A 14329-nucleotide genomic window follows, 5' to 3' on the forward strand; every position below is an offset into this window, starting at 1 on the left:
CGGTTAAAACAGCGTCAGGCTATTAAAGCGTAAGGATCTGGCGGGCAGCCAGTACTTCAGCGTCGAGCAGCGCGTTGCGTACAGGCGCAAAACTGCGACGGTGGTGCGGCGTGGCGCCATACTGCGTCAGTTTTTCCATATGCAGCGCCGTCGGATAACCTTTGTGCTGCGCAAAACCATACTGCGGGAACAGCAGATCCAGCTCGGCCATTTCACGATCGCGCGACACTTTGGCGATGATGGAGGCTGCACTGATTTCGGCCACCAGGCTATCCCCTTTCACCACGGCCTGTGAAGGCATTGGCAACGCCGGACAACGATTACCATCAATCAGCACATAGTCGGGCTGAATACTCAGGCCAGCAACGGCGCGCTGCATCGCCAGCATAGTGGCGTGCAGAATGTTGAGCTGATCAATCTCTTCCGGCTCTGCACGTCCCAGACTCCAGGCCAGCGCCTTCTCTTTGATTTCGTCATACAATGACAGGCGGCGCTTTTCCGACAATTTCTTGGAGTCAGCCAAACCGGTAATCGGATTAGCCGGGTCGAGGATGACGGCAGCAGTGACCACCGCGCCGACCAGCGGACCGCGCCCCACTTCGTCCACACCGGCAATCAGTCTGCCGACAGGATAGATAAAATCAGGCATTCACCAGCTCCAGTACCGCATCCGCTGCCTGCTCATCGGCGTTCCAGCGGATCTGTTGATGTAATTTATGAAACGTCTGCAGCAGGGTTTCGCGCTCAGGCCCGGCATGCAGCAGCGGATCTAACGCCGCGGCCAGGGCTTCTGGCTGACACTCATCCTGCAGTAGCTCTTTGACCAGCTCACGCCCGGCCAGCAGATTCGGCAGAGAGACATAAGGCGTCTTTACCAGCCGTTTCGCCAGCCAGAACGTGGCCGGCTTCATGCGATAACCGACGACCATAGGGCATTTTGCCAGCATGCACTCCAGTGCGGCAGTACCTGACGCCAGGAGTGCGGCATCGCTCGCAATCATCGCTTCACGTCCCTGACCATCCAGCAGATGCATCGGCAGCTCAGGAGCGACGTCAGCTTTAATTTTTTCAAACTGTTCGCGGCGACGCGCATTAACCAGCGGCACCACGATTTCCAGTGCCGGATAGTGACGACGCAACAATTGCGCTGTTTTCAGGAAATCAGCGCTGAGCATTTCCACTTCTGCGCCTCTGCTGCCGGGCAGCAAAGCCAGACAGAGTGCATCATCGGCAATGCCGAGATGACGGCGCGCAGCCTGCTTATCAGGTTGCAGCGGCATGGCATCTGCCATGGTGTGGCCGATAAAGCGACAGGGAACGTTATAGCGATCGTAGAAAGCTTTTTCAAACGGCAGGAAGGCCAGCACCAGATTGGTGTTACGACCAATTTTAAACACGCGCTTTTGCCGCCATGCCCACACCGAGGGACTGACATAGTGGATCGTGCGAATGCCCGTGCGTTTAAGGTTGCCTTCCAGCGTGATATTGAAATCGGGCGCATCAATCCCGACAAAGACATCGGGTCTGAGTTCGGTAAAACGCCGGGTGAGATCGCGGCGAATTGTCAGCAGACGTCGCAGGCGGCCCAGCACCTCAACAATGCCCATCACCGCCAGCTCTTCCATCTCATACCAGGCTTCGCACCCTTCCGCCTGCATCAGTGGTCCCGCCACGCCGACAAAGCGTGCATCAGGATGACGGGCTTTCAGGGCACGAATGAGACCTGCACCAAGAATATCGCCGGAGGTTTCTCCGGCGACCAGGGCAATCGTTAAAGGACGCGCTGACATGGATTAACGAATTAATCCACGGGTTGAACGGGTGAAGAAGTCGTAGAAAGGCTGCACTTCGCTGTGCTGCTGCGCGATGGCTTCGATTTCTGGCTTCACTTCTTCCAGCGTTCTGCCGCTGCGATAGAGCAGCTTGTAGGCGTTGCGAATCGCGTGCAACGACTCTTTGCTGAAGCCACGGCGCTTAAGACCTTCGATATTGATCCCGAACGGCGTCGCGTGGTTGCCCTGCGCAATAACGTAAGGCGGCACATCCTGCGCCACGCCGGAACAGCCACCTACCATCACGTGAGCACCGATGATGCACCACTGATGTACCGCTGTCATGCCGCCAATAATGGCGAAATCATCGACCGTCACGTGACCACCCAGGGTGGCGTTGTTGGCGAAGATACAGCGGTTACCAATCACGCAGTCATGCGCAATATGGACATTGACCATCAGCAGATTATCGCTGCCCACCGTGGTGACATGGCCACCCTGCGTGGTGCCGCGATGAATCGTCACGCTTTCACGGATGCGGTTGCGATCGCCGATCTCAACCCGTGTTGGCTCACCGGCATATTTCAGATCCTGATTCACTTCACCAATAGAGGCAAACTGATAGATCTGATTATCTTTACCGATACGCGTGTGGCCGTTCACCACAACGTGTGACTTCAGTACCGTTCCTTCACCGATTTCAACATTCGCGCCAATAAAGCAAAACGGGCCAATGTGAACGCGGGCGCCAATAACAGCGCCCTCTTCAATGACAGAACTGGGATGGATAGTGGCGGTTGGATCAATCACGAATTATGCCTCCCGGCTGCGGGCACACATCATGGTCGCTTCACAAACGATTTTACCATCGACAGTCGCCACGCCTTTAAAGCGGGTCAGACCACGGCGGGTTTTCTCGAAAGTGACTTCCATGATCATCTGGTCGCCTGGTACCACAGGGCGCTTGAAGCGGGCACTGTCGATACCGGCAAAGTAATAGAGTTCACCTGGTTCCAGTTTACCTACGCTTTTAAACGCCAGAATACCGGTGGCCTGCGCCATCGCTTCCAGGATCAGAACGCCAGGAAAAATCGGTTTACCAGGGAAATGCCCCTGGAAAAACGGTTCATTAACAGAAACGTTCTTCACTGCACGCAGGTATTTGTGCTCTTCAAATTCCAGCACGCGGTCTACCAGCAGAAACGGATAGCGGTGCGGCAGCAGCTCTAAAATCTCTTCAATTTTCAGAGTATGAGTTTCAGTAGTCAAAATACTCTTCCTGTCCTAAAAATCTGATGACATCAATAACACGGCCTGCACAGATCAAAATGATCTTCCGCAGGCCGCAAATAGGTTCTGTGGCGCCGGGCTTCCCTGCTTAACATTTTTATTATGAAAGCCGGTCAGTTTTGGGATGGCGGTTAGTCGTCTTTGCCGACCTTGCGCTCGATGGCTTTTAAGCGTTTGCTCATGTCATCGATGTTCATCACCAGCGCTGCAGTTTTGCGCCAGGTTTTGTTGGGTTGCAGCGGAATGCCTGACGAATAGACACCAGGCTCTGTGATAGGACGCATGACCATACCCATACCGGTCACCGTTACTTTGTCACAGATTTCCATATGGCCGTTAATGACGCTGGCACCGCCAATCATACAGTAACGCCCAATTTTCAAACTACCCGCCATGATCACACCGCCTGCAACCGCAGTATTGTCGCCAATAACTACGTTGTGAGCGATCTGGCACTGGTTGTCTATGATAACACCATTGCCGATCAGAGTGTTATCAAGCGCACCGCGATCGATGGTGGTGCAGGCACCTATTTCGACGCGATCGCCGATAATTACTGCGCCTAACTGCGGGATTTTCACCCAGTTACCGCGATCGTTGGCATAGCCGAAACCATCAGAACCGATGACGGTACCTGACTGAATCAGACAATCCTGGCCGATTTCGATCTCGTGATACACAGAGACGTTGGCCCAGAGGCGGGTTCCGCTGCCGATACGGGTTTTTTTGCCCACAAAGCATCCCGCACCAATGACTACGTTATCACCCAGCTCAACGTCCGCTTCGATCACTGCATTGGCACCAATGGCAACGTTATTGCCAAGTCGGGCTGAGGGATCGATAACTGCGCTGGGGGCGATATTCTGCGCCGGCTGTGGCGTGGTATCGAGTATTTGTGCCATACGCGCATAGGTCAGGTAGGGATTTTTGACTACCAGCGCTGCGGTTTTGCACCACTCCAGATCCGCTTCCGTCAGCACCACGGCTGAGGCCTTTATCAGGGCGAGTTGCTCGCGGTAACGGCTGTTTGCAAGAAAAGTGATTTGGCCAGTTGTGGCGGATTGCATAGAAGCAATGCCGGAGATGACGATATCGCCATCTCCGTGCAATTCTGCATCCAACTGCTGGGCTAAATCAGCCAGTCGAATAGATGACATGAATTATTTAACCTGTTTCAGCACGTCAGCAGTGATGTCTTTTGCGTTTGATGCATAAGCCACCGCGTTAGCGTCGATCACGACGTCGTAACCATCGCTGTCAGCGACTTTCTTCACGGCATCCTGAATACGGCTCAGCAGCTTGTTACGCTCTTCCATCTGACGACGGCGATTGTCCTGCTCAAAAGCCTGCGCTTTTGAAGAGAAAGCTTCACGCTGTGACATGACATCTTTTTCCATACGGCTGCGTTCGCTGGCCTTCATGGTAGAACCGTCACGCTGCAGACGCTGCATTTTGGTTTGCAGATCGCGCTCCTGGCTCTGCAACTCAGTTGCACGGCCTTTGAACTCGTTTTCCAGCTGTTTAGCAACAGTCGCACGTTGCGGTAACTGTTGGAAAATGCTGGACACGTTTACCACTGCAATTTTGTCAGCAGCCTGAACACCAGCGGAGACCGCTAAAGCAAGACCCAGACCTGCGGCACACAACAACTTTTTCACTATAAACTCCTTACCATCAACGTTTGTGTCAGCGACACAGTGTTTGCCCCGGAACAGCAACAAGTGCTGCCCGGCAGCAAGACTTCAGCTATGCATCCATGCTCAGAACATTACCAGGTTTTACCAATGTTAAACTGGAACTGCTCTGACTTGTCTCCATCGACTTTCTTAATCGGCTGGGCATACGAGAACACCAGCGGGCCGAGCGGTGACATCCACTGCAGCGCCACACCGCTTGATACGCGGATATTGTTTGGATCGCTGTAGTCAGGAATACCCGCAGCACGTGTTTTAGCGGTGTTTTCCCAGTGGGTATCCCACGCAGTACCGGTATCAACAAACACCGAGGTACGCACCGAGTTAGCATACTTCTCGCTCAGGAACGGCGTTGGCGTAATCAGCTCAAGGCTGGCAATCGCCATGGCGTTACCGCCCACCGCATCGTCAGACTTACAAACGCCATCCGGATCGGCAATGCGGCAGTTCGACGAGTTGTTATTGTAGTAAGCCGCTTTCGGCCCAATGGTGTTGGACTGGAAGCCACGCACGGTGCTCGAGCCACCGGCGTAGAAGTTCTCATAGAACGGCATCTCTTTGCCGCCGAGACCATCGCCATAGCCAACACGACCACGGCCCAGCAGCACCCAGGTACGATCCTGGTTAATCGGCACATACTGCTGGGTGTCCAGCGTGGCCTTATAGAAGCTGTTATCTGAGCCTGGAATCGTTACCTTACCGTTCAGGTTGGTACGGTTACCAGATGTCGGGAAGAAGCCGCGGTCCAGCGTGTTGTACGTCCAGCCGTAGTTAAAGGTGAAGTCATCGGCTGAGAATTCGCCTTTGTCATTCAACTGCTGCGGCTTGCCGACTGAATCCAGATAACGCCACATCGCAACCTGCGGCTGCATGTTTGACAGGTCATTGTGGACATAGCCCAGACCGACACGCAGGGTGTTGTTTTCGTTAACCGGGAAGCCAAGCGTGCCATCCAGACCATAACTTCGGTTGGTATAGTCAGAAAGATCCGCATTGTCCGCTTTGAAGTCGTTATAGAACAGACGACCACCCAGACTCACACCATCAACGGTGAAGTAAGGGTCAGTAAGCGAGAATTCAGCATAGGTCTGGTAGTCATTTTTGGTGCCGCTGATGCCCACGGTATTACCGGTGCCCAGCCAGTTATCCTGCGTTACCCCGACCTGGAAGCTCACACCACTTTCGGTGCCGTAGCCGACGCCGAAGTTAAAGGTACCGGTGTTACGCTCTTTAACCTTGTAAACCACATCAACCTGGTCCGGCGAACCCGGCACACGCTGCGTATCCACATCCACGGTTTCAAAGTAACCGGTACGGTTCAGACGTTCTTTACCCTGTTCAACCAGATCGCTGCCCAGCCATGCGCCTTCCATCTGACGCATTTCGCGACGTAACACCGAATCTTTAGAGGTGTCATTGCCTTCGAAACGGACGTTACGCACGTAGTAGCGGTTACCCGCATCGACGTTGATATGCAGTTTTACGGTTTTATCGGCGTCGTTGATTTCAGGCTGTGTGGCGACACGCGGATAGGCATAGCCGTAGCGGCCCAGCAGTTTCTTGATGTCATCTTCCATTTTCGTGACTTTGGCGCCGTTATAAAGCTCGCCTGCCGGAATTTTGGTCAGATGCTCAATTTCTGCTGAATGGCCCGCCATGCTGCCATTGACGATCACACCAGCAATTTTGTACTGGTCACCTTCGGTGATATTCACCGTGATGTAGATGCCTTTTTTATCTGGCGTCAGGCTGACCTGAGTCGAATCGATGTTGAAGCGGGCATAACCGCGATCCAGATAGAAGCTGCGCAGGGTCTCGAGGTCGCCCGCCAGTTTCTGCTTCTGGTATTTACGATCGCCGACCACGTTCCACCATGGCACTTCATCGCGCAGCTGGAAACGGGAGATCAGTTCATCGGAGCTGAAGGCTTTATTACCGACGATGTTGATCTGCTGAATTTTGGCAGAGACACCTTCCGTAAAGACCAGCTTCAGATCAACGCGGTTACGCGGCAGTGGCGTGACCACGGCTTTCACGTTGGCGGTATATTTACCGACGCTGTAATAGAAGTCTTCAAGTCCCTTCTCGATAGAAGAGATGGTAGTACGGTCCAGCGCTTCGCCGACACGGACACCTGAAGCTTCCAGATTTTGTTTGAGCTGATCCTCTTTCACCGCTTTGTTACCGGTGAAGGTAATGCTGGCAATGGTAGGACGTTCTTTGACCTGGACAATCAGCGTTGTACCGTCTCGCAGGACCTGAACATCCTCAAAGTTGCCAGTAGCGAACAGCGAGCGAATGGTATTTCTGACATCATCGTCATTCACCGTATCGCCGACCCGTACTGGCATGCTCAGCAGAGCCGCGCCGACGGCGACTCGCTGCAGCCCTTCGAAATGAATATCCTTCACCACGAAATCGTCTGCACCGTAAACGGTGGCGCTGCTAAACAGCAGCGACGCTATGAGCAACTTTTTCATCGCCATCGTTGTTATGCGTTTTCCTAACACATCCCTCGAATGTTCGCGTTCCAGCGGTTACAAACGTGAGAAATCATTGAAAAGTGCAAGCCCCATTAACAGCACCAGCAGAATTGAGCCGATGCGATAACTAAAGTCCTGAACTCGCTCGGACACCGGTCCACCTTTGATCTTTTCGATCGCCAGGAACAGCAGGTGCCCACCATCTAAAACCGGCAAAGGGAACAGGTTGATAATGCCCAGGTTGACGCTAATCAACGCCAGGAACATCAGGTAGTAAATCAACCCATACTCCGCTGACAACCCTGCACCCTGCGCAATCGAGATTGGCCCGCTCAGGTTGTTCAGCTTCACATCACCGGTTATTAACTTGCCCAGCATGGAAACGGTGAGCTTCATCAGTTGCCAGGTTTTTACACTGGCCTCACCGATAGCCGCAAACGCGCCATACTGCCTTACCGTCTTGTACTCTTCGGGCAGCGGAACAATGCGCGGAATCACACCCGCAAAGCCCGCTGTCGTGCCAGCTTTCGCTTCTGGCGTCATCGTCAGCGCAATTGATTCACCGCCGCGATCCACCTCAAGCGCCATGCTTTTGCCGGGATTGTCCCGGACCTGGGTAACAAACGTCTGCCACTGCGATAATGGCTGACCATCGACTTTAACGATCCTGTCGCCTGCTTGCAAACCGGCTTCACTGGCTGGCGAATTCGCCTGAACTTCTGCCAGTGTGGTCTCAATTTGCGGACCGCGAGGCTGAATGCCTAACGCGACGACCGGATCCTGCTTATCAGGCTCAAACTGCCAGTTACGCAAATCCAGCTGCTTCTGCTGAGTCGCATCCTCGCCAAATCGTGCCACCGTTAACGTGGTGCTGCTGTCGCCGATTTTACCTACCAGCGCCATACGCACAGCATCCCAGTCAGGCGTTTCGATACCGTCAACGGCCTTAAGTTCCATGCCGGGCGCAATTTGCGCTTCCGCAGCGACCGAACCGTTTAAAATTTCACCGATTACCGGGCGCACACCAGGCACGCCGTGAATAAACACAACCCAGTAGGCAAAGATGGCAAAGAGGAAGTTAGCGACAGGACCTGCCGCAATGATGGAGGCACGTTGCCAGACGGCTTTATTATTAAAAGCCTGATGACGCAGCTCGGCTGGCACGCTTTCGACACGTTCGTCGAGCATTTTCACGTAGCCACCAAGGGGAATCAGCGCGATGACAAATTCCGTGCCGTGGCGGTCACGGCGCTGCCAGAGCGACTTACCAAACCCAATGGAAAAACGCTCAACCTTGACGCCACAGCGACGAGCGACCCAGAAATGGCCAAACTCATGAACGGTAATCAACACGCCCAGCGCAACGATAAAGGCGAAGAAACTCCAGATTATGCTCAACATCTTTGCCTGTCCTTAAAGGGTGCGGAACACCAGCAGCAATAAACAGGCAAACACCGGCACCGCCGCAGTCAGACTATCAATGCGATCAAGAATGCCGCCGTGACCCGGTATCAGATTGCCACTGTCTTTGATACCCGCTTCACGTTTAAACATACTCTCAGTGAGGTCGCCCAGCACGGAGGCCAGCGTTGCGATAACCGCGCAAATCACCAGCGTACCGGTAGAGACCGTCAGCGGCGCCAGCGAGGCAAACAGCAGCGCAATCAGCGCAGAGGAGACCAGGCCGCCCAGGAAGCCTTCCCAGGTTTTACCTGGCGAGACCTTCGGTGCCAGCTTGTGCTTGCCGAACATTTTGCCAAACATATAGGCACCTGAATCCGCACCCCACACCAGCAGCAACACAAACAGCAGCCACCAGGCACCGGCGAAGTGATCGGTTTCGTAGTGATACTGCCGCAGCGCCACCATGCCCCAGAAAAAAGGCACCAGCGTTAACACGCCAAACAGTAAGCGGAGCGGGCGCGAATGACGCCAGAAGGCCGCAGATGCGGGATAGGAGAGGACCAGCAGCAGTGCAACGACCCACCACACCAGCGACGCCCAAAGCGATGTCGCGACCTGGGGCAGATGCACCGTGTGTTGATAAGGCGGCAGCGTAAACTGCATCAGCGCCAGCAGCAGACCACAAAGTACAGCCAGCCAGACGCGCTGTTGCCGTGATGCCATCCCTGCAAACTGACCCCATTCCCAGGCGGCCAGCATGCAGATAACGATGGTTGTAAGGGCAAAGCCCACAGGTGGTAACCAGAACAGTGCAGCTATTACCAGCGGAATTAATATCAACGCGGTAATCAGACGAGACTTCAGCAAAGGTTACCCCCAGATTGCTCAGGCGCCGCCTGGTGCAGCGCCGCCAAAACGACGCTCCCGCAGAGAGAATGCATTCAGTGCACCTTCAAAAACGTGTTCATCGAAATCCGGCCAGAGCACATCGGTAAAATAGAATTCAGCATAGGCAATCTGCCACAGCAGGAAGTTGCTAATCCGATGCTCTCCCCCGGTCCTTATCACTAAATCCACTGGCGCCAGCTCCTGCATACAGAGCTGCGACGTCAGGCTCTCTTCGGTAATCTGGTCAGGACGCAGTAATCCTTCCTGCACCTGCTCAGCCAGTTTTTTCACGCCTTCGATAATATCCCAACGGCCGCCATAGTTGGCAGCAATGTTGAGCGTCAGGCCACTATTATTTGCGGTCAGCGTCTCAGAACGGCGAATACGTTCCTGAATACGCGGGCTGAAACGGCTGGTATCGCCAATGACGCGTAAGCGAACATTGTGTTTGTGCAGGCTTTTCACTTCGCTGTCGAGCGCCCAGACAAACAGTTCCATTAACGCGGTGACTTCCTGCGCCGGACGGCTCCAGTTTTCACTGCTGAAGGCGTAAAGCGTCAGGGCTTCAAGATTGTTGCTGACCGCAAAGCTGACGGCGCGGCGCACCGATTTAACGCCCGCTTTGTGGCCTGAAATACGCAATTTTCCCTGATTTTTGGCCCAGCGACCGTTGCCATCCATGATGATAGCGACGTGGCGCGGACCGTTTCCCTGCTGGTCATCAGTGTTGTTGTGATTGTTAGACGACATAACGCTTAACCAATTCCTTTCATCAGAAATGCTGTGGTTTCTGAATACATTGCGCCCGATTCAAATCCCGACACGCTTTTGGTGCCGGGCCACACCGAATTCGGTGACAGACCGTGAAACGCGAGCCAGCGACTATACCATTTTCACCTGAAGCGAACAAATGGCCTCATAACGATCGGCTTCACGACGTGAAGCGCGGCAACATTTCTGCCGCCAGCGCGCGCGCGGAGCGATCAATTTCAAGGACAGCGTCCACCGAATCAGGCTCCGGACACACCTGTGCTGCCATCACCGCGCTATTAAGCGCTGCGATGTCGGTGAAGCGGATCTGGTGGTTCAGGAAAGCCGCGACGGCAACCTCGTTGGCTGCATTCAGCGTGGTGGTCGCCGCCTGCCCTGCATCACAGGCATCAATGGCCAGTTTCAGGCAGGGGTAGCGACTAAAATCAGGTTCTGCAAAGCTCAGCGCCGACATGCGGGTAAAATCCAGCGGCGTCACGCCTGCTTTGATGCGCGAAGGCCAGGCCATGCTATGGGCAATGGGCGTACGCATATCGGGAGAACCTAACTGAGCCAGCACGCTGCCATCGCAGTATCGCACCATAGAGTGAATCACCGACTGTGGGTGAAGGATCACTTCCATCTGCGCTGCGCTGGCATTAAACAACCAACGGGCTTCAATGTACTCAAGACCTTTATTCATCATGGTGGCCGAATCGACAGAGATTTTTCTCCCCATCGACCAGTTCGGATGTGCACAGGCCTGATCAGGCGACATGGCGCTGAGATCCGCTAAATCTGTGTCACGAAAAGGACCACCCGATCCCGTAAGGATAATTGACTCAATGCCATTATCCCGCAGGTCAGCGTAACCTAACTGATGCTGGATGGTAGCCGGTAAACTCTGAAAAATGGCGTTATGTTCGCTGTCGACCGGTAGTAACTGCGCGTTATGATGACGCACCGCCTCCATAAACAAACGGCCGCAGGTGACAAGCGATTCTTTGTTGGCCAGCAATACCGTTTTACCGGCGCGAATGGCGGCCAGCGTTGGCAGCAAACCTGACGCACCGACAATGGCCGCCATCACCTGATCCACCTCATCCAGCGCGGCCAGCTCACAGGCTGCCTGAACGCCGGAGAGCACTTCAGTATTGACCCTGATTGCTCTCAGTCGCTCACGCAGCGCAGCGGCAGAAGTTTCGTCTGCCATGCAGGCGTAGCGTGGCGTAAAGGCCGCACACTGTTCGGCCATCAGCGCCACGTTATGGCCGGCAACCAGCGCCGTAATCTGATAAAGCTCTGGGTTGGCGCGAACCACCGCCAGCGTACTGGTGCCGATCGAGCCGGTGGATCCCAGCAGAGTTAATCGCTTCATGAGGCTATCCGTGTGAAGTCAGCGTGCCCGCAGGCACAATGTAAAACGCCGCCAGATGTCGCATTCATACGAATACCTCTCTGTACGGCGTTTTGTCCGGCAGTGATGGAATCAGAAATCCATCAGCTCCGTTTCTTTTTCTGACAGTGCAGCATCAACTTTCTTGATGTACGCATCGGTCATTTTTTGCACTTCGTCCTGCGCACGACGTTCGTCGTCTTCGCTGATTTCTTTATCTTTCAGCAGCGCTTTGATTTTATCGTTGGCATCGCGACGGACGTTACGTACCGACACACGGCCCTGCTCGGCTTCGCCGCGCACGATTTTAATCAGATCTTTACGACGCTCTTCTGTCAGCGCTGGCAGCGGAACACGGATGTCAGTACCGGCTGAACTTGGGTTCAGACCGAGATCGGACTTCATGATCGCTTTTTCGACTGCCTGGCTTAGTGAACGATCAAACACGTTGATTTTCAGCGTGCGTGAATCTTCCACAGTGACAGAAGCCAGCTGACGCAGTGGCGTCGGCGTGCCGTAATATTCGACGACGATGCCGTCGAGCAGCGAAGGTGACGCACGACCGGTACGCACTTTGCTGATGGTAGTTTTGAATGCTTCAACGCATTTTTCCATGCGCGTGTCAGCATCTTTTTTGATGTCGTTAATCACGTTGAAACCCTTGGATTCGGTTTGACCTGGCCAGTTCCGGCATAACCGGAAGCGGGATCGATAATCATCGATAATCCTGACTGGTGCGCGATGCGTTCTCATCGCGCTGACAGAATATACCTTATTTTATCTCGCCTCGGGTATTAATGCGTAATCAGGGTGCCTTCTTTTTCACCCATCACTACGCGACGCAGTGCGCCAGGTTTATTCATGTTGAAAACACGGATAGGTAATTTGTGGTCACGTGCCAGGGTAAAGGCCGCCAGATCCATCACTTTCAGCTCTTTATCCAGGACTTCGGCATAGGTCAGTTGATCATACAGCGTCGCGTCCGGGCTTTTCACCGGATCGGCAGAGTAAACGCCGTCAACTTTGGTCGCCTTCAGTACCACGTCCGCTTCAATCTCAATGCCGCGCAGACACGCCGCAGAGTCGGTGGTAAAGAACGGATTGCCGGTACCGGCGGAGAAGATGACGACGCGGTTGTTACGCAGCAGGCTGATCGCTTCTGCCCAGCTGTAGTTGTCACAGACGCCATTCAGTGGAATCGCTGACATCAGGCGTGCATTCACATAGGCGCGGTGCAGTGCATCACGCATCGCCAGGCCGTTCATCACGGTCGCCAGCATACCCATGTGGTCACCTACGACGCGGTTCATACCTGCCTGCTGCAGGCTCGCGCCGCGGAACAGGTTCCCTCCGCCAATTACCACGCCAACCTGGATGCCCAGCTCAACCAGCTCTTTTACCTCTTGTGCCATGCGGTCAAGCACACTCGCGTCGATACCAAAACCTTCAGCGCCTTGCAGAGCTTCGCCGCTGAGTTTAAGCAGGATACGTTGATAAACAGGTTTTGCGTTGGTCGCCATGGTCAGTTCTTCCTGGAAGATTGGGTGTAAAGGAGAAGTAAATTCTGATCGATCATCCGCTTACCGCAAAGAAAATGCTATTGGGATGAAACTGAAAACGTGTCTGTTGCGATTCACAGACAAAAAAGAACCGCCATCTGGCGGTTCTTTCAGAGCATTAAGATTGTTTGGACATTGCTGCAACTTCTGCAGCGAAGTCTGATTCAACTTTCTCGATGCCTTCACCCACTTCGAAGCGGATGAAGTTGATCACGTCAGCGCCCTGCTCTTTCAGAGCCTGGCCAACGGTTTTGCTTGGGTCGATAACGAAAGCCTGACCCGTCAGAGAGACTTCGCCGGTGAATTTCTTCATACGGCCTTCAACCATCTTCTCTGCGATCTCTTTTGGCTTGCCAGACTGCATCGCGATGTCCAGCTGAACCTGGTACTCTTTATCTACCACGTCAGCAGAAACGTCTTCTGGCTTAACGAATTCAGGCTTGCTCGCTGCAACGTGCATCGCGATCTGTTTGATCAGATCTTCGTTAGCGCCTTTCGCTGAAACCAGAACGCCGATACGCGCGCCGTGCAGGTAGCTGCCCAGCTCTGCGCCTTCCAGGATTGCAACGCGACGGATGTTGATGTTCTCACCGATTTTAGCAACCAGTGCAACGCGCTCTTCTTCGAACTGCGCTTTCAGGACTTCAACGTCAGTAACACGATCAGCGGCAGCCGCATCCAGAACTTTGTCTGCGAACGCCTGGAAACCGCCATCTTTTGCTACGAAGTCAGTCTGGCAGTTAACTTCCAGAATCACACCGTAGTCGCCAACGATTTTGGTTTTGATTACGCCATCAGCAGCAACGTTGCCTGCTTTTTTCGCTGCTTTGATTGCGCCAGACTTACGCATGTTCTCAATCGCCAGCTCAATGTCGCCGTTCGCTTCAGTCAGCGCTTTTTTGCAATCCATCATGCCAGCGCCAGTACGCTCGCGCAGTTCTTTTACCAATGCAGCGGTAATGTCAGCCATTCCAGAATCCTCGGTTCGTGCCTGTGTACATACGTACATGCAGACACTTATTTGCGGAAAATTTACTCTGTCCCGCCGTCCGGTTAGGGGCGTAACAGACTTAGATAAATAAAGGGGCCACTA

General features: G+C 53.9%; 14 protein-coding genes. All 14 read right to left on the reverse strand.

The genetic code is table 11. The features are described 5' to 3' along the window. Positions 1-22: 22 nt before the first annotated feature. Positions 23-649, reverse strand: a complete 627-nt coding sequence (rnhB, locus tag IV493_RS14260; RefSeq protein WP_195857326.1) for a ribonuclease HII — start codon at positions 647-649, stop codon at positions 23-25. After that, positions 642-1790 carry a lipid-A-disaccharide synthase gene (gene lpxB / locus IV493_RS14265; RefSeq protein ID WP_195857327.1) on the reverse strand — a complete coding sequence of 383 codons (1149 nt, stop codon included), beginning with the start codon at positions 1788-1790 and terminating at the stop codon, positions 642-644. Before lpxB ends, rnhB begins: the two co-directional genes overlap by 8 nt. A gap of 3 nt (positions 1791-1793) precedes the next feature. After that, entirely contained in the window at positions 1794-2582 is a 789-nt protein-coding gene (gene lpxA, locus IV493_RS14270) for an acyl-ACP--UDP-N-acetylglucosamine O-acyltransferase (protein ID WP_013356847.1), read from the reverse strand. A 3-nt stretch (positions 2583-2585) separates the two neighbouring features. Further along, complete coding sequence (fabZ, locus tag IV493_RS14275) at positions 2586-3041, reverse strand: 3-hydroxyacyl-ACP dehydratase FabZ (RefSeq protein WP_003852639.1); 456 nt, start codon at positions 3039-3041, stop codon at positions 2586-2588. Positions 3042-3193: 152 nt separating this feature from the next. Then, on the reverse strand, positions 3194-4219 hold the full coding sequence (lpxD, locus tag IV493_RS14280) for a UDP-3-O-(3-hydroxymyristoyl)glucosamine N-acyltransferase (RefSeq protein ID WP_013356846.1): 1026 nt from the start codon (positions 4217-4219) through the stop codon (positions 3194-3196). A gap of 3 nt (positions 4220-4222) precedes the next feature. Further along, a complete protein-coding gene (gene skp / locus IV493_RS14285) occupies positions 4223-4720 on the reverse strand; it encodes a molecular chaperone Skp (protein WP_003852644.1) in 498 nt (165 codons plus the stop codon). A gap of 110 nt (positions 4721-4830) precedes the next feature. Then, positions 4831-7242, reverse strand: a complete 2412-nt coding sequence (bamA, locus tag IV493_RS14290; protein ID WP_195857328.1) for an outer membrane protein assembly factor BamA — start codon at positions 7240-7242, stop codon at positions 4831-4833. Between the two features lie 51 nt (positions 7243-7293). Beyond that, a complete protein-coding gene (gene rseP, locus IV493_RS14295) occupies positions 7294-8640 on the reverse strand; it encodes a sigma E protease regulator RseP (RefSeq protein WP_061061656.1) in 1347 nt (448 codons plus the stop codon). 12 nt (positions 8641-8652) lie between these two features. Beyond that, on the reverse strand, positions 8653-9510 hold the full coding sequence (cdsA, locus tag IV493_RS14300) for a phosphatidate cytidylyltransferase (protein WP_013356843.1): 858 nt from the start codon (positions 9508-9510) through the stop codon (positions 8653-8655). A gap of 18 nt (positions 9511-9528) precedes the next feature. Beyond that, entirely contained in the window at positions 9529-10281 is a 753-nt protein-coding gene (gene ispU / locus IV493_RS14305; RefSeq protein ID WP_009091989.1) for a (2E,6E)-farnesyl-diphosphate-specific ditrans,polycis-undecaprenyl-diphosphate synthase, read from the reverse strand. 181 nt (positions 10282-10462) lie between these two features. Continuing rightward, positions 10463-11659, reverse strand: a complete 1197-nt coding sequence (gene ispC / locus IV493_RS14310) for a 1-deoxy-D-xylulose-5-phosphate reductoisomerase (RefSeq protein WP_033731633.1) — start codon at positions 11657-11659, stop codon at positions 10463-10465. Between the two features lie 111 nt (positions 11660-11770). Continuing rightward, positions 11771-12328, reverse strand: coding sequence for a ribosome recycling factor (gene frr, locus IV493_RS14315; protein WP_033731632.1), 558 nt, complete (start codon positions 12326-12328; stop codon positions 11771-11773). 143 nt (positions 12329-12471) lie between these two features. Continuing rightward, entirely contained in the window at positions 12472-13197 is a 726-nt protein-coding gene (gene pyrH, locus IV493_RS14320) for a UMP kinase (protein ID WP_013356840.1), read from the reverse strand. Positions 13198-13354: 157 nt separating this feature from the next. Beyond that, positions 13355-14206, reverse strand: coding sequence for a translation elongation factor Ts (gene tsf / locus IV493_RS14325; protein ID WP_013356839.1), 852 nt, complete (start codon positions 14204-14206; stop codon positions 13355-13357). Between the last annotated feature and the right edge of the window lie 123 nt (positions 14207-14329).

The organism is Pantoea sp. SM3640, assembly GCF_015654165.1.
Lineage (GTDB): Bacteria > Pseudomonadota > Gammaproteobacteria > Enterobacterales > Enterobacteriaceae > Pantoea > Pantoea vagans.

What these genes read in the sequence shown, in the direction of transcription:
- rnhB (WP_195857326.1), bottom strand. Translation starts at nt 649, where the DNA reads ATGCCTGATTTTATCTATCCTGTCGGCAGACTGATTGCCGGTGTGGAC.
- lpxB (WP_195857327.1), bottom strand. Translation starts at nt 1,790, where the DNA reads ATGTCAGCGCGTCCTTTAACGATTGCCCTGGTCGCCGGAGAAACCTCC.
- lpxD (WP_013356846.1), bottom strand. Translation starts at nt 4,219, where the DNA reads ATGTCATCTATTCGACTGGCTGATTTAGCCCAGCAGTTGGATGCAGAA.
- bamA (WP_195857328.1), bottom strand. Translation starts at nt 7,242, where the DNA reads ATGGCGATGAAAAAGTTGCTCATAGCGTCGCTGCTGTTTAGCAGCGCC.
- rseP (WP_061061656.1), bottom strand. Translation starts at nt 8,640, where the DNA reads ATGTTGAGCATAATCTGGAGTTTCTTCGCCTTTATCGTTGCGCTGGGC.
- ispU (WP_009091989.1), bottom strand. Translation starts at nt 10,281, where the DNA reads ATGTCGTCTAACAATCACAACAACACTGATGACCAGCAGGGAAACGGT.
- ispC (WP_033731633.1), bottom strand. Translation starts at nt 11,659, where the DNA reads ATGAAGCGATTAACTCTGCTGGGATCCACCGGCTCGATCGGCACCAGT.
- pyrH (WP_013356840.1), bottom strand. Translation starts at nt 13,197, where the DNA reads ATGGCGACCAACGCAAAACCTGTTTATCAACGTATCCTGCTTAAACTC.
- tsf (WP_013356839.1), bottom strand. Translation starts at nt 14,206, where the DNA reads ATGGCTGACATTACCGCTGCATTGGTAAAAGAACTGCGCGAGCGTACT.